Below are 14,800 nucleotides of genomic sequence, written 5' to 3'. Positions count from 1 at the left end.
CGGGTGCCGCGGGCGGGAAGGGGGGAACCTTCCCGCTCGCGCCGCCGGCCGAAGCCGGGGCCGGGGCCGCCTCGCCCGGGGCTACTTGACCCAGACGTCGATCGGGTAGGTCGAGCCGATGAAGCCGACCCGCACGCCGCCCAGGCCGGGGCCGTACAGGGTCAGTTGGCGCCGGTAGACGAACGGCACCACCGGGGCGTCGGCCATGATCCTCTTCTCCAGGTTCGACCACTCCTTGCCCGCGGCGACCACGTCCGACATCGAGGTGATCCGGTCCATCTCGGTGCTCATCGCCGGGTTGCCGTACAGGCTGTACACGGAGCCGTCGTCCATGATCTTGCGGCCGTCGAACTTGGCCGGGAGCACGGTCGCCGCGCTCGGCCAGTCGGCGCCCCAACCGCTCCAGTACAGGTCGTACTTGTTGTCCATCCGGCCGATCTCGGTGTAGTAGCTCTTGTCGTTGATCGGCTGCGGGACCACCTTGAAGCCGGCCTGCTGGAGGGCCTGGACGATGGTCACCGAGACCTGCTCCCACATGGGGGTCTGGCTGTACGCGTAGGTGATGGTGGGGTTGGGCGTGCCGGCCTCGGCGAGCAGTTGCCTGGCCTTGTTCACATCACCCGTGGGCGGCACGCCCGCCAGGTCGTAGGACTCGAAGCCGAGCACCGTCGGGCCCATCAGCGTGGTGGCGAACTCGCCGTAGGCGGGCCCGCCGAGGATCTGCCGCACCTGCTCCTTGGGGAACGCCGCGATCAGCGCCTGGCGCACCTTCGGGTTGGTCAGGCGCCGGTTGTTCATCTCGAAGTATTCGGTGTACGGGGTGGCCGCGTCCGCCGTGCGGGCCTTCAACTCCGGGGTGGTGAGCACCTGTTGGGCCACCTCGCGACCGACCGCCACACGGAAGGTCATCGCGCTGCGGTCGTTGCCGTTGGCCGCGATCAGCCGCTCGTTGATCTGCTGGTTGGACGCGCCGAACTCGAACTTCCACTGGTCGGGGTAGGCGTGGCGGACCGCGTCGGTGTTCGGGTCCCAGTGCTCGTTGCGCACCATGGTCATGGACTTGTCGATCTCACGCCCGGAGATCTTGTAGGGGCCGCTGGAGAACGGGCGCTTGTCGTACTCGAGTTTGGTGTCCTTGGCGCGCGGCACCGGGGTGCTGGTGTGCATCGCCACCGCGAACGGGAAGTCGCCGCGCGGCGCGGGCAGCGTGAACGTGACGGTCCGCGCGTCGGGGGTCTTGATCGCGTCCAACTCGCGGCCGCCGTACGGGCCGTCGTACACCGAGCGGAAGTCGGTGTTGCCGACCAGCCATTCCTGGATCCAGGTCGGTCCGCCGGTGATCTCCTTGGCGAACGAGCGCTCGATGCCGTACTTGACGTCCTGCGCGGTGATCGGCGACCCGTCCTCGTACTTGAGCCCGTCCTTGAGGGTGAAGGTCCAGGTCTTGCCGCCGTCGGGGCTGGTGCCGGTGTCGGTGGCCAGGTCGCCGACCAGCGTGGTGTGGTCGCCCTCCTGCCTGTACGTGGTGAGTTGCCGCGTGATCAGCAGTTCGGCGGTCTGCTCGTGCGAGACGTAGACGCGCGCCGGGTCGAGGTGGTTGAAGTCGGCCCGCTCCAGGACCGTGGCGGTGCCGCCCGGCTTGGCGCCGGGGAGTTCCTTGGCCGGACCCTTCGACTCGGCGGCGGTGCCGATCGACACCGCGCGGACCTGGGCCTTGGGGGCGGCGCCCTTGCCGGGCCCTCCGCCGTCGGAGCTGCCGCCGCCGCCGGAACACGCCGCCGCGCCGAGGGCGAGGACCAGCGTGACGAGCGTGGCTCTGGTGGTACCGGTGCGCAGGGTCATGGTTCCTTCCGAGGGTTTGCCGTGCCGGTGCGGTATCGCGGGAAGCGCGGTGGTCAGCGATCGCTCTTCGGGTCGAGCGCGTCGCGGACCGAGTCGCCGAGCAGGTTGAAGGCGACGACGAAGACGAGCATCGAGATGCCCGGCACGCACATGTAGGTGATGTCGGTCTTGTAGACCTCGGCGCCCTTGAGCAACATCCGCCCCCAGTCGGGGGTGGGTTCGACCATGCCCACGCCGAGGTAGGACAGGGCCGCCTCGGTGGTCACGTAGGTCGGCACCGCCATCGAGGCGCTGACCAGGATCGGGGTGACCAGGTTGGGCAGCAGTTCGCGCAACACCACGCGGCCGGGCGAGGCCCCGATCACCCGGGCGGCCTCGACGTATTCGCGGCTGCGCAGGGACAACACCTGACCGCGCAGCAGGCGGGCCACCGAGGCCCAGCCGAACGCGGCGAGCACGGCGATGATCACCCCCGCCCGCAGGACCGAGGACATCTGTTCGCCGGGCTCGGTGAGCAGCGAGGTGACCACCGGCGTGAAGGCGATGAAGAACAGCGTCGAGGGGAAGCTGAGCATCACGTCGATCACCCGGCCGACCACGAAGTCGGTGCCGCCCCCCAGGTATCCGGCGGTCACCCCGACCAGCACCCCGAGCACGGTGACCACCGCGACCACGGCGAGCGAGATGAGCAGCGAGGTGCGGATGCCGTACAGGAGTTGGGTGAGCACGTCCCGGCCGAGGCCGGGTTCGAGGCCGAGCCAGAACTCGCCGGACATGCCGCCGTTGGGGGCGATGGGGAAGCCGAACTCGTTGAGCAGGCCGGGGCGGTTCTGGCCGTAGGTGGTGTACGGGTCCTTGCCGTAGAGCTTGGCGAACAGCGGTGCGCCGAGGCCCGCGACGACGAAGACGGCGACGACGCAGGCGGCGGCGATCCCGGTGCGGTCGCGCCGGAAGCGACGCCAGGCGAGTTGCGAGGGGCGCAGCCCGGTGGGGGCCGGTCGGGTGGCGGGCGGATCCTCCTCGACCGGCGGATCCGTGGGGGGCGCGAGGGTGGTCATGTTTGGCGGGCCTCTCGGGAGGCGGCGGGGTGGGTGGTGGTGGGGAACTCTGCCCACGGGTGATCCAAGGGTCAAGGTTTAGGCCGTGTCACATTTGAGGTGCGACATTGTATTTACTTTTCCTTTACCTTTCACCTGCGGTTTTACCCTCGCGGTCATTTTTCGGCCGCCTCCGTCGGGGGACTGGCGCAACGGAGAGCCATGTGACATTGTACTGAGGTGACCGGAGCCGAGCCCTGCGACAACGACGTCGCACGAGCCGACATGGACCGGCGTCGGCGCCGCACCCCCGGCCCCGGCGCCCGGGGTCCGGTCGTCCGCCTCGCCGGCGACCGGCACCCGCCCTCCCCCGTCACCCGCCCCTCGACCCGCGCCCGGCCCGCGCGGCCGGCAGGGCCGGTCCGAGGGCCTGCCCGGGGGCCGCCTCCGCAGTGCGCGCCACCATCCGATTCGCCCGACCCGTCAAGGAGTTCCCATGTCCGCACCGACCACCGCCGACCGCACACCGCGCCCCTGGCGCGGCCTCATGGTCGCCACCACCCTGCCGTTGCGGACCGACCTGAGCATCGACTACGACGCGTTCGCCGACCACCTGCGCGAGCTGGTCGAGGCGGGTTGCGACGGCGTCGTGCCCAACGGATCCCTGGGCGAGTACCAGACCCTCACGCCGGAGGAACGCGCCCGCGTGGTCGAGGTCGCGATCGAGGCCATCGGCGGCGACCGGGTGATGCCGGGAGTCGCCGCGTACGGCTCCACCGAGGCCCGCCGCTGGACCGAACAGGCCGCCGAGGCCGGCGCCCGGGCGGTGATGCTGCTGCCGCCGAACGCCTACCGCGCCGACGACGCCGAGGTGCACGCGCACTACGCCGACGTGGCCGCGGTCGGCCTGCCGATCGTCGCCTACAACAACCCGTTCGACACCCGGGTCGACCTGTCCCCCGAACTGCTCGCCAAGCTGCACGCCGACGGTCACATCGTCGGCGTCAAGGAGTTCAGCGGCGACCCCCGGCGCGCCTACCGGATCGCCGAACTCGCCCCCGACCTCGACCTGTTGGCCGGCGCCGACGATGTGCTCCTGGAGCTGGCCGTGGGCGGCGCCAAGGGCTGGATCGGCGGCTTCTCCAACGTGCTGCCGACCGCCTGCGCCGAGCTGTACCACGCCACGCGCGCCGGCGACCTGGTCCGCGCCCGCGAGCTGTACGACATCCTGCACCCGCTGCTGCGCTGGGACACCCGCACCGAGTTCGTCCAGGCGATCAAGCTGTCCATGGATGTGGTCGGCAAGCCCGGCGGCCCCTGCCGCCCGCCGCGCCGCCCGCTCTCCGCCGAGGCCCGGGACACCGTGCGCCGAGCCACCGAACGCGCCGTCGCCGCCGGGCTGACCTGACCGACCGACCCGCGACCGACGGGCCCCGACCTCCGGCCCACACCCGCCTCCGGCCCGCGACACCACCCTCGCCCACCCCGGGCATCGCTCCGAGCCACGCCCGTCGCGGGCCGCCGGCCGACCGCACCGACGCCACCCGCCCCCACCGTTCCCTTCCCGAAGGGCTTGCCATCGTGACCACCACCACCGCACCGTCCGTCCGCAGCCACGACCCCGCCGACCCCGACACGCGGGTCGCCGAGGCGCCGGCCGTCGCGCCCGCCGACGTGCGTCGGGCCGCCGAGCGGGCCCGGATCGCGCAGCGGGCCTGGCTCGACGCCGGCGCCGGCGCCCGCTGCGCCGCGCTCGACGCCGCCGCCGACCGGCTCGCCGCGGCGGCCGGCGACCTCGCCGACCTGATCGTGCGCGAGGTCGGCAAGCCGATCACCGAGGCCCGCGGCGAGGTCGCCCGCACCGTCGCCATCCTGCGCTACAACGCCCAGCAGGCCTACGACCCGGTCGGCACGGTGCACGAAGCCGCCGCCGGCCCCGGCCTGTTGCTCACCCGCCGTCGCCCGCACGGCGTGGCCGGACTGATCACGCCGTGGAACTTCCCGCTGGCCATCCCGCTGTGGAAGGCCGCGCCCGCGCTCGCCACCGGCAACGCGGTCCTGCTCAAGCCCGCCCCGCAGGCCCTCGGCTGCGCACTGCGCCTGGCCGAACTGCTGGCCGACGTGCTGCCCGCCGACGTGTTCACCGTGCTGCCCGGCGAGGCCGCCACCGGCGCGGCCGTGGTCGAGGCCGCCGACGTGGTCTCCTTCACCGGCTCCACGGCCGTCGGGCAGGAGGTGGTCCGCGCCGCCACCGCCCGGGGCGTCCCGGTACAGGCCGAACTGGGCGGCTGCAATGCCGCGCTGGTGCTCCCGGACGCCGACGTGCGCACCACCGCCGGCCAGCTGATCGCGGCCGCGTTCGGCTACGCGGGCCAGAAGTGCACCGCCACCGGCCGGATCATCGTGGTCGGCGACCCCGACCCGCTGCGCGCGGCCCTGGCCGCCGCCGCCCGCGCCCTGACCGTGGGCGACCCCCGCGACGCGGCCACGGTGTGCGGACCGGTGATCGGCGAGGCGGCCCGCGACCGGGTACGCGCCGCGATCGACGCCGCGACCGGCGCCGGCGCGAGGGTCCTGGCCACGAGCGAGACCCCCGAGGGCCCGGGCTGGTACACCGCCCCGACCATCCTGGAGCGGGTCCCCGCCGGCCACCCGATCCTGCGCGAGGAGGTCTTCGGCCCGGTCGCCGTCCTGCAGACCGCCGCCGACCTCACCGAGGCCCTGGAACTGGCCCGCGACGTGCCGCACGGGCTGGTCACCTCCGTACACACCCGCGACCTCGACGCCGCGCTGACCGTGGTCGACCGGATCGACACCGGCCTGGTCAAGGTCAACGCGCCGACCACCGGCGTCGACTTCCACCTGCCCTTCGGCGGCACCAAGGCATCCAGCCACGGCCCCCGCGAACAGGGCCGCGCCGCCGCCGACTTCTACACCTCGGTACGCACCGTGAGCCTGCTCCCGGCGGACCCCACCGGCACGCCGTAGCTGCGCGGTCGACCCGCGACCGGCACCCCGCCGGCACCCGGTCGGCACACCGGCACACAAAGAGATCACGACGGAGAGGAGGCTTCGGGCGCGGTGGCGGCTACGCTGTGCCATTGCACATCGTACAAAGGCCGGATCGTATCCGGTCCCGAGGAAGGACAACCAGATGAGCGCGGACGCCGAAGCATCGAGCGGGCACGTCCTCGGGAACGGCGCCGGGAACACCCCGGGCTCGCTGAACCTGCCGTCGGTGCGGGAGCACCGCAGTCTGCGCGATCAGGTCACGCACGCGCTGCGCGCCGCCCTGATCGCCGGCGAGCTGCGCCCCGACGTCGTCTACTCGGCACCGAGCCTGGCCGCCCAGTTCCGCGTCTCGGCCACCCCCGTGCGCGAGGCGATGCTCGACCTCGTCAAGGAGGGTCTGGTCGAGGTGGTCCGCAACAAGGGCTTCCGGGTGACCGCGCTGTCCGGCCGCGACCTCGACGAATACACCGAGATCCGGGCGCTGATCGAGATCCCGGTGATCGAGCGCCTCGCCGAGACCGCCGACCACGCGGCCCTGGAGGCGCTGCGCCCGGTGGCCGCCGCCATCGTGGCCGCCGCCGAACGCCGCGACCTGATCGGATACCTCGAATCCGACCGCCAGTTCCACCTCGGCCTGCTCGAACTCGGCGGCAACCGCCGCCTCGTCGAGGTGGTCGGCGACCTGCGCAAGCGCTCGCGGCTGTACGGCCTCACCCAACTCGCCGAGCGTGGCACGCTGGTCGCCTCGGCTCGGGAACACGAGGAGATCCTCGACCTGTTGCTCGCCGGCGACGCGGCCGGCGTACGCCGTGCGATGAGCGAACACCTCGGCCACATCCGCTCGCTCTGGTCCGACCGGGCGCGCGAGTCCACACCGGAAGAGTAGGGCGAACTCCCCCATGAACCACCGATACACGATCACCGACCACGTGTTCCCGCTGCCGCTGGACCACCGGGATCCGACCGGTCCCCGGATCGACGTCTTCGCCCGCGAGGTCGTCGATCCCGCCCGCGCCCACGAGAAGCTGCCGTGGCTGCTCTACCTCCAGGGCGGCCCGGGCGGCAAGTCGCCGCGTCCGATCTCCGGATCCCCCGGCTGGCTGCGGCACGCCACCAGGACCCACCGCGTCCTGCTTCTGGACCAGCGCGGCACCGGACGCAGCACCCCGGTGACCGCCCGGGCCGCCGCCCGGTTCCGCTCCGCCGACGAACTGGCCGCCCACCTCGGGCACTTCCGCGCCGACTCGATCGTCGCCGACGCCGAGGCGATCCGCCGCGCGCTGTGCGACGACGAACCCTGGGAGACGCTCGGCCAGAGCTACGGTGGCTTCATCACGCTCAGCTACCTGTCGCTGGCCCCGGAGGGACTGCGCCGCTGCCACATCACCGGCGGGCTGCCCGGCCTGTCCGCCACGGCGGACGACGTGTACGCGCTGACCTACCCGCGCATCCGGGACAAGAACGCCGAGTTCCGCGAGCGCTACCCGGACGACGTGGCCCGCCTGCGCCGAATCGCCGACACGGTCGCCGACGGCGGCGTGCGACTGCCCGACGGCGATGTGCTGACGGTGCGTCGACTGCGCACCCTGGGCCAGGTGTTCGGCATGGGCGACGGCTTCGAACGGGTGCACTGGCTGCTCGACGAGGCCCTGGACCCCGCGACCGGCGAACTCTCCGACACCTTCCTGCGCCAGGTGGCCACGCTGACCGGGTTCGTCGACAACCCGTTGTACGCGGTGCTCCACGAGTCCGTCTACGCCCAGGGCGCGGGCCCCACCGGATGGGCCGCCGAGCGCACCCACACCGGGTTCGCGGACTTCGCCGACGACGCGGACCCGCTGCTGCTCACCGGCGAGACCATCCATCCCTGGATGTTCGACGAGATCGCCGGCCTGCGCCCGTTCGCCGAGGCCGCCCACCTGCTCGCCGAACGCGCCGACTGGGCGCCGCTGTACGACCCCGCGCGGCTGGCCGCCAACCGGGTCCCGGTCGCGGCGATCGTCTACCACGACGACATGTACGTCGACGCCGGACTGTCCCTGCGCACCGCCCGCGAGGTCGGCGCGGTCCGGACCTGGGTCACCAACGAGTGGGAGCACGACGGCGTCGCCGCCTCCGGCGCCACGGTCCTGTCCCGCCTGATGGACATGACGGCCGGCGTGGTCTGACCCCGCCCGCACCGCCGCCGGACCCGGGTCGGGCCGCGAGGACGCGGCCCGACCCGGGTCCGACGGCGGTTACACGGACCGGAACAGGCGCGTGGAGTCGGACGTGGTCGCCACGACGCGGGACAACACCTCGCGCGTGGTCGCCACGTTCTCGGCGCCGAGCCGTTCGGCCAGGCGGCGTTCGAAGTCGGCGTGGAACGCCCGGACCCGATCGAGCAGTTCGCGGCCCTCCGGTGACAGGTACAGCCGCTTGGCCCGACCGTCGGCCGGGTCGGGCCGCCGTTCCACGTATCCCGCCGCCACCATGTCGTCGACGATCTTCGCCGCCCCCTGCGCGGTGATCCCGAGCCGGTCGCCGAGTTGGCTCGTGGTGACCGCCGCCACGTCCAGGGTGCGCAGCACGAAGCCGTACGACGCGCCCACGACGGTCGCGCCGTTGGCGGTCAGGTGCGCGTGCAGTTCCTGGACGAACGACTCGTAGGCGTGCCCGAGCAACAATCCGAAATCCATTGACGGCCTCTCCCGCATATGTTCAACTCTGGTTACACACCTTGGTTGTCAACCTCGGTTGAACACTCAGGGTGCTCACCATAGCCGTTGATATCACCCGGAGGAACCACCATGCCGCTCGTCAAGGCCGCCGACGCCCCCGTCTTCGACAACGGCCACGCCACCTTCGTCGGGTTGGCCGCCCCCAGCCGGGGTTCCGGCGAGAACTCGGCCTGGCGGGTGACCCTCGAACCGGGTGCGGCGGGTCCGCCGCACGCCCTGTCCCGGGAGGAGATCTTCGTGGCGCTCTCCGGCCGGGCCGTCGTCACCATGGACGGCGACACCTTCGACGTCGGCCCCGGCGACGCGCTGATCGTCCCGGCCGACACGCTGTTCACCCTCGCCAACCCCGGTCCTGACCCGTTCGAGGCGGTGGCGATCCTCCCGGTCGGCGGCCTGGCCCTGCTCGCCGGCCGGGAGCCGTTCATCCCGCCGTGGGCCGCCTGACCCGCCGCGCGCCCGGGCCTCACGCCGGCGGCACGAGCAGCGTGTCGACGACCCGGCGGACCCGGTCCGGCGCGTCCGCGTCGCCCAGGCGCAGCGCGGTGTTCGCCGCGGTGAGCACCGCGTCGATCTGGAAGGCCGCCAGGTCCGCGTCGGGGTCCACGATCTCGCCGGCCTCGACGGCCCGGCGCACCTCGCCGGCCAGCAGCGCCAACCAGCCCCGATGGTGTTGGAGCAGTTCGTCCCGGACCGGGCCGGGCCGGCTGTCGAAGTCGGGGAGGTTGGCGGCCCAGAAGCAGCCGCCCGCGAACAGCGGCGTCTCGGCGTAGCCGAGCCAGTGTTCGATCAGCGCCCGCAGCCGCGCGGCGCCGCGCGGGGCGACGGAGGCGGGGCGCACGACCGCGTCGAGGAAGGCCGCGTGCGCCCAGGCGACGGCGGCGAGCTGCAATTTCTCCTTGGTGCCGAAGAGGGTGGCGATGCCGCTCTTGCTCAGCCCCAGGTCACCGGCCAGGCGACCGATGCTGAGGCCGTTCAGCCCCTCCAGGGAGGCGACATCGACGGCGTGCCGTGCGATCGCCTGCCGGGCCCGAGCGCCCCGCAACAGCCGCCGATCGGTCGTCCCGGACACGACCGGATCCACCGGCTCCATCACGTCCACCGGATCGACGGCATCGGCCGGATCCACCGGCTCGCGGGCCGACCCGGCCGCCGAATCGGGGCGTGTCGCACTCATGCCTCCATCCTCGCACGCCCCGCCCGATCCATACGAACGCTCGTACGTCGAATTCGGAGTCGGCGCGACCGCTCGCGGTCGCGCCGGCCGCCCGCCGACCGGGCGGCCGGGGCACCCGCGCCCGGCCGGTCCGCGTCAGTGCTGCGTGAGTACGCACACCGTGTCGAGGCCCAGCACGTGGTTGAGCCGGCCGAAGGCCAGCCAGGAGCCGATCGCCATGCTCAGCTCCACGATCTCGGCCTGGCTGTACCGCGCGGACATCCGGGCCCAGAACTCGTCGTCCAGGTTGTGGTGGTCCTCCGCGTAGCGCTCGGCGTACTCCGCGGCCAGTCGGGTGCGGTCGTCGAAGACCTCGGTGGTGCGCCACTGCGCGACCGCCTCGTCGAAACCGTCCTCGACCTTCTCCCCGTCCCGTTCGGTGCGCCAGTCCAGGCAGAACACGCAGCCGTTGATCTGCGCGATCCGCAACCGCGCGGCCTCGAACTCGCGCAGGCCGAGCGTGGTGTGGTCGTAGACCTTCATCGAGAAGGTCGAGGCGGCGATGCCGATCTCCGGCACCATCTCGCCCCAGACGTAGGCGATCGGGTCCTTGTCCTCGGGGATGTCGATCCTCATGCGTGTTTCCTTCCGAGTTTGCCCACGGCCGGCCGAAGGGGGATGTCGAGTGCGTCGTAGAGCCCGGGTTCGGCGGCCACGAGCCAGTCGATGGCGCCCACCAGGCGGCCGACGGCGGTGGCGTTGCCGCCGGCGGATCGGTTCTCGCCCTCGTCCGTGGCCTCGACCGTGACCTCGATCCGCGGCCGGCCCTCGATCACCACGCGGTGCGCCCCGGCCCCGTCGGGCGGCGTCGGCCAGTCGGGCGCGCAGGACGGGTGGATCCGGGTGACGTGTTCGATCACGATGCGCGGTTCGCCCTCGACGATGCCCTGCACCTCGAACCGGACCGCACCCTGCGTGCCCGCCGCGAACTCGCCCATCGTCGAGGTCCGCACGGTGCTCTCCAGCGCCCGGCGGTCCATCGTCTCGCGGATCTCGTCCAGTTCCACGCCGAGCGCCCGGGCCATCAACCGGATCTGCCCGCCCCACACCATGGTCGGCATGTCCGGCCACAACATCGGCGCGCCGTAGTCCATGGGTTGGCCCATACCGACCAGGTTGCGGACCGAGTCCTCCTGGTCGTAGGTGGAGTAGTCGAAGATCTCCTGGCAGCGGATCGTGTCCACGGTGGTGCCCAATCCGCTGATCAGCAGCGGCAGTACGTCGTTGCCCCACCCCGGGTCGACGCCGGAGACGAACAACGAGCCACCGCCCGCCGCGATCGCCGCCAGCACCGGATCGCGCAGCTCGGCCGGGGCGTTGGTCGGGTCGTAGAGCGCGTACAGGGCGGGTGTGACCACCACCGCGCCCGCCTCGATCGCCCGCACGATGTCGGCCAGCGCCTCGTCGGGGCGGATGTCGCCGGACGCCGCGTACACCACGGCCCCCGGTCCGGCGGCCAGCACCGCGTCGATGTCGTCGGTCGCCGCGACCCCCAGCGTCCCGTCGAGTCCGGCGAGTTCGCCCGCGTCGCGGCCGACCTTGTCCGGGTTGTGCACGAGCACCGCCGCGAGGTCGAGCGCCGGATGGGCCTCGACGGCTCGAATGGCCGCGCGACCGACGTTGCCGGTACCCCAGACAACCGTGGAAATCATGCGCTGGAGGGTAGCGACGGGTGCCTGCGGTTCCTAGGGCCATGCCCGGAAAACCTGACCGGTTGGGGCAGTTGCGCCACAACCGGGCCGATCGGGGGACGCCGCGAGGGCTCGGGCCGACCGGGTCGCGACGCCGGCGTCGCCACACACGGAAGCTACGAGATGTAACGACCTGTTCACGCGTAGTATGTACCGCGTGGTTGGTGAACGCGGGTCCGTGCCGCTGCGAATCGTGATCGTCGACGATCATCCGCTGTTCCGCGCCGGCCTGCGGGCGGCCCTGGAGAGCGCCGGTGACATCCTCGTCGTCGCCGAGGTGGAGACCGCCGCCGCGGTGGCCCCGGCGGTCGCCGAACATCGGCCGGACCTGGTCGTGATGGACCTCAACCTGCCCGACGGTTCGGGCATCGAGGCCACCCGCGCCCTGGTCGCCGACACGCCGGTGCCGGTCCTGGTGCTGACCATGTCCGACGACGACGGCAGCCTGCTCGCCGCGATACGCGCGGGTGCCGGCGGCTATCTGGTCAAGGGCGCCGCCCGGGACGAGGTCCTGCACGCCGTGCGCACCGTCGCCGGCGGCGGCGCGGTCTTCGGCGCGCAGACCGTGCCCCGACTGACCGCGCTGCTCGCCGGCACCGCCGGGCGCGGCGGCGAGCGGGTCTTCCCCGAGCTCACCGACCGCGAATGCGAGGTGCTCGACCTGCTCGCCCGCGGCCTGGACAACCGACGCATCGCGCGTCGGCTCTTCCTCGCCGAGAAGACCGTACGCAACCACATCACCCACATCTTCGAAAAGCTGCACGTGAGCACCCGCGCCGAGGCGGTGGCCCGGGCCCGCGACGTCGGTCTGGGCGCCGACGAGCCCACCGAACCCTGAACCGGCGCCTGCCGGGACCGACCGGCACGTCCCGGGCCGCACCCCGCTCACCCCGCCACGGTGTCCCGACCACCCCGGGACCGTCTCGGGACCGGTGCCTCCCGCGCCCGGGACCACGGGAGCCGCACGCTGGGACCGGCGAACGCAGATGGCATCCACGTGTCGGATCCGCCGGCGGCGGCCCCGCTCCACTCGTCCGCGACGTCCCCGCCGACGTCCCGTGAGGAGGCCACATGCCCATCACTGCGCTGGAGCAACGTGCGGGACCCGCCCGGGTCTACGGAGCGGGTGCCGTCAGCCTGCTGAGCTGTCTCGTCGCCCTGGTCCTGCTGATCACCCACCTCGACGACCCGCGCCTGGCCCCCAACCCCGGCCTGGTCGGTGTGTTCGTGCTGATCGGTTGTGCCTTCGCGCTGTCCGGTCTGTTCGTGCTCGCCCGCCGCTCGGCGCCCGGTCTGGGCCGGCTGCTGCTCTACACCGGAGTCGCGGTCACCGTCGGCTACGCGGTGTTGCTGTGCGCCGTGTTCGCCGACGCCGGACCGGGCTGGTCCGCGTTCGCCATCACGCTGTGGCTGATCGCCGACACCGTGTACCTGTTCACCATGTACGCGCTGCCCCTGTGGCTCCCCGACGGTCGGCTGCCCCGCTCGCGCGTCGTGCGGGTGTGGGCCGTGCTGGTCGCGGGGTGGAGCGCGGTACACGCCTACCGCGACTACGCAAGCTTCGACTGGTACGGCCTGCCCGGCTTCCTGGACCAGGGCGTGTGGGCCGACGTGGAACGGTGGCTGAACGATTGGATCACCCCGCACCAGGAGCTGATCCCACCCCTGGTCATCGCCATGAGCCTGACCATCATGACGGTGCGCTGGGTGCGCTCCCCCGGCCCGCACGCGGTGCGCTTCCTACCGCTGCTGCCCTACGTGTTCTGGCTCGCCGTGGAATTCCTCGGCTACCACCTCGAACTCTCGGACTCGGTCTACAACTTCCTGATCTACGGGGGCATCGTCGTGTGGCAGCTCTCCTTCGCGTACGCCTTCGCCCGGGACCGACGCCGACATCTGGACCGCTCCGTCTCCCGGGTGTTGGCCTCGTTCGCGCTGGCCGCCGTACTCATGGGCGGATACCTGGCGATCGCCGTGCAACTGTCCGACCGCCTGCCCGGTGCCGACAGCTCCGGCGCCATCGTGGTGGCCGGCGGCGCGCTCGTCATCGGCGCGCTGCTGCGCCCGACCGTCGCATGGGGCGCGCGCCTGGTCGATCGCTTCTACTACGGCGAACGCGCCAAGCCCTACCAGGTGGTCCGCGACCTGGCCGAACAACTCAGTCGCGCGGTCGCTCCCGGCGCGGCCCCCGAGTTGTTGTGCCGCACCGTCGTACACACCCTCGGCCTGCCCGGTGCGAGCGTCGTCGTCGACACCCGGCGCGGCGAACGCGAACTCGCGCACCTGGGCACTCTCCCCGACGACCGCACCGAATTCCCGCTCGCCTACGAGGGGGCCGTGATCGGGCGGTTGTCCGTACCGCCACGCGTCGGCCAGACCACGCTCGACCGGCAGGACGTGGACCTGCTGCGTCTCCTCGCCGACCAGGCCGCCCCCGCCGTCGCGTCGCTGCGCCTGTACGAGGAGTTGCAGGAGAGCCGGGAGCGCATCGTGCTCGCCCGCGAGGAGGCCCGCCGCCGGTTGCGGCACGACCTGCACGACGGCCTCGGCCCCGCGCTGTCCGGCACCCGCCTCCAGGTCGACACCGCCCGAGCCTGTGTACCCCCCGACACCCCCGCCGCCGGCACCCTCGGAATCGCCTCGCAGGGCATCGGCGAAGCGATCACCGAACTGCGCCGGATCACCGACGGGCTCGCCCCCGCCGCGCTGCTGCGCCTGGGCCTCGCCGGCGCCCTGCGCGAAGCCGCGCACCGCTTGGACGCCGGCCCCGACGGGCACCCCCGGATCGAGATCGCCTTCGACCCCGACCCGCCACCGGAGCTGCCCCCGGCCGTCGAGGTCGCCGTCTACCGGATCTGTGGCGAGGCACTGAACAACGTGGTGCGGCACGCCCGCGCCCGACACGCCGCGCTCGCCATCCGGATCAGCGACACCCGAGTGAGCGTCGAGATCACCGACGACGGTGTGGGCCTCGCCCCCGACCCGGCCGGCCCCGACGCCGCGGGCGGTGGGGTGGGCCTGCGCTCGATGGCCGATCGTGCCGAGGAACTGGGCGGCACCTTCACCGCGACCAGGGACGCACACGGCACCACCGTGCGTGCGGTGATCCCGCGCCCCGGCCCACACACCCGGGACATACCCCGGACCGGGCCGGGACCATGATCACATGCGCCCGGGACGGCGCTGCGTGAGAGTGGAGGAGCGGTCGCAGAACAGGAGCACCGCATCCCCACCCAATCACCACGGAGGACGACATGTCGCACCACCCCCACCCGAAGGGCGAAC

13 protein-coding genes are annotated in these 14,800 nt (G+C 72.5%); 7 read left to right on the top strand and 6 right to left on the bottom strand.

The window, feature by feature from the left end; genetic code table 11:
* Positions 1–81: 81 nt before the first annotated feature.
* Together EMA17_RS21360 and EMA17_RS21355 are read right to left on the bottom strand one after the other, a co-directional pair.
* The gene (locus EMA17_RS21360; RefSeq protein ID WP_126638682.1) at positions 82–1,842 is read right to left on the bottom strand and encodes an ABC transporter substrate-binding protein; all 1,761 of its coding nucleotides are present in this window, start codon (positions 1,840–1,842) and stop codon (positions 82–84) included.
* Between the two features lie 53 nt (positions 1,843–1,895).
* Positions 1,896–2,900, bottom strand: a complete 1,005-nt coding sequence (locus EMA17_RS21355) for an ABC transporter permease (protein WP_174861409.1) — start codon at positions 2,898–2,900, stop codon at positions 1,896–1,898.
* Positions 2,901–3,375: 475 nt separating this feature from the next.
* Between EMA17_RS21355 and EMA17_RS21350 the strand changes: the two genes are divergently transcribed.
* From EMA17_RS21350 to EMA17_RS21335, 4 genes are all read left to right on the top strand, one after another.
* Positions 3,376–4,287, top strand: coding sequence for a dihydrodipicolinate synthase family protein (locus tag EMA17_RS21350; RefSeq protein ID WP_126638681.1), 912 nt, complete (start codon positions 3,376–3,378; stop codon positions 4,285–4,287).
* Positions 4,288–4,457: 170 nt separating this feature from the next.
* Positions 4,458–5,867, top strand: coding sequence for an aldehyde dehydrogenase family protein (locus EMA17_RS21345; protein WP_126638829.1), 1,410 nt, complete (start codon positions 4,458–4,460; stop codon positions 5,865–5,867).
* 166 nt (positions 5,868–6,033) lie between these two features.
* On the top strand, positions 6,034–6,777 hold the full coding sequence (locus EMA17_RS21340; protein ID WP_246126804.1) for a GntR family transcriptional regulator: 744 nt from the start codon (positions 6,034–6,036) through the stop codon (positions 6,775–6,777).
* Between the two features lie 13 nt (positions 6,778–6,790).
* On the top strand, positions 6,791–8,059 hold the full coding sequence (locus EMA17_RS21335) for an alpha/beta fold hydrolase (RefSeq protein ID WP_126638680.1): 1,269 nt from the start codon (positions 6,791–6,793) through the stop codon (positions 8,057–8,059).
* Positions 8,060–8,128: 69 nt separating this feature from the next.
* On the opposite strand, the gene EMA17_RS21330 is transcribed toward EMA17_RS21335, so the two are convergent.
* The gene (locus EMA17_RS21330) at positions 8,129–8,569 is read right to left on the bottom strand and encodes a MarR family winged helix-turn-helix transcriptional regulator (RefSeq protein ID WP_126638679.1); all 441 of its coding nucleotides are present in this window, start codon (positions 8,567–8,569) and stop codon (positions 8,129–8,131) included.
* 111 nt (positions 8,570–8,680) lie between these two features.
* Here EMA17_RS21330 and EMA17_RS21325 point away from each other — a divergent pair, with 111 nt between their 5' ends.
* Positions 8,681–9,055, top strand: coding sequence for a cupin domain-containing protein (locus EMA17_RS21325; RefSeq protein WP_126638678.1), 375 nt, complete (start codon positions 8,681–8,683; stop codon positions 9,053–9,055).
* Between the two features lie 19 nt (positions 9,056–9,074).
* On the opposite strand, the gene EMA17_RS21320 is transcribed toward EMA17_RS21325, so the two are convergent.
* The 3 genes from EMA17_RS21320 to EMA17_RS21310 all read right to left on the bottom strand — a co-directional run bounded on the left by EMA17_RS21320 (position 9,075) and on the right by EMA17_RS21310 (position 11,476).
* Positions 9,075–9,785 (bottom strand): TetR/AcrR family transcriptional regulator, encoded by a 711-nt coding sequence (locus tag EMA17_RS21320; protein WP_246126803.1) that lies wholly within the window; start codon positions 9,783–9,785, stop codon positions 9,075–9,077.
* 135 nt (positions 9,786–9,920) lie between these two features.
* The gene (locus EMA17_RS21315; RefSeq protein ID WP_126638677.1) at positions 9,921–10,400 is read right to left on the bottom strand and encodes a carboxymuconolactone decarboxylase family protein; all 480 of its coding nucleotides are present in this window, start codon (positions 10,398–10,400) and stop codon (positions 9,921–9,923) included.
* Positions 10,397–11,476 (bottom strand): NAD(P)H-dependent amine dehydrogenase family protein, encoded by a 1,080-nt coding sequence (locus EMA17_RS21310; protein WP_126638676.1) that lies wholly within the window; start codon positions 11,474–11,476, stop codon positions 10,397–10,399. The genes EMA17_RS21315 and EMA17_RS21310 overlap by 4 nt, the downstream gene beginning before the upstream one ends.
* Positions 11,477–11,672: 196 nt before the next feature.
* Here EMA17_RS21310 and EMA17_RS21305 point away from each other — a divergent pair, with 196 nt between their 5' ends.
* Together EMA17_RS21305 and EMA17_RS21300 are read left to right on the top strand one after the other, a co-directional pair.
* Positions 11,673–12,353, top strand: a complete 681-nt coding sequence (locus EMA17_RS21305; RefSeq protein WP_246126802.1) for a response regulator — start codon at positions 11,673–11,675, stop codon at positions 12,351–12,353.
* Between the two features lie 233 nt (positions 12,354–12,586).
* Positions 12,587–14,677: a GAF domain-containing sensor histidine kinase gene (locus EMA17_RS21300; protein WP_126638675.1), complete on the top strand. Its 2,091-nt coding sequence runs from the start codon at positions 12,587–12,589 to the stop codon at positions 14,675–14,677.
* The last annotated feature ends 123 nt before the right edge of the window (positions 14,678–14,800 follow it).

The sequence above is a fragment of the Embleya hyalina genome (assembly GCF_003967355.1).
In the GTDB taxonomy this organism is placed as follows: Bacteria; Actinomycetota; Actinomycetes; order Streptomycetales; family Streptomycetaceae; genus Embleya; species Embleya hyalina.
This window is presented reverse-complemented; position numbering and strand designations above follow the sequence as displayed.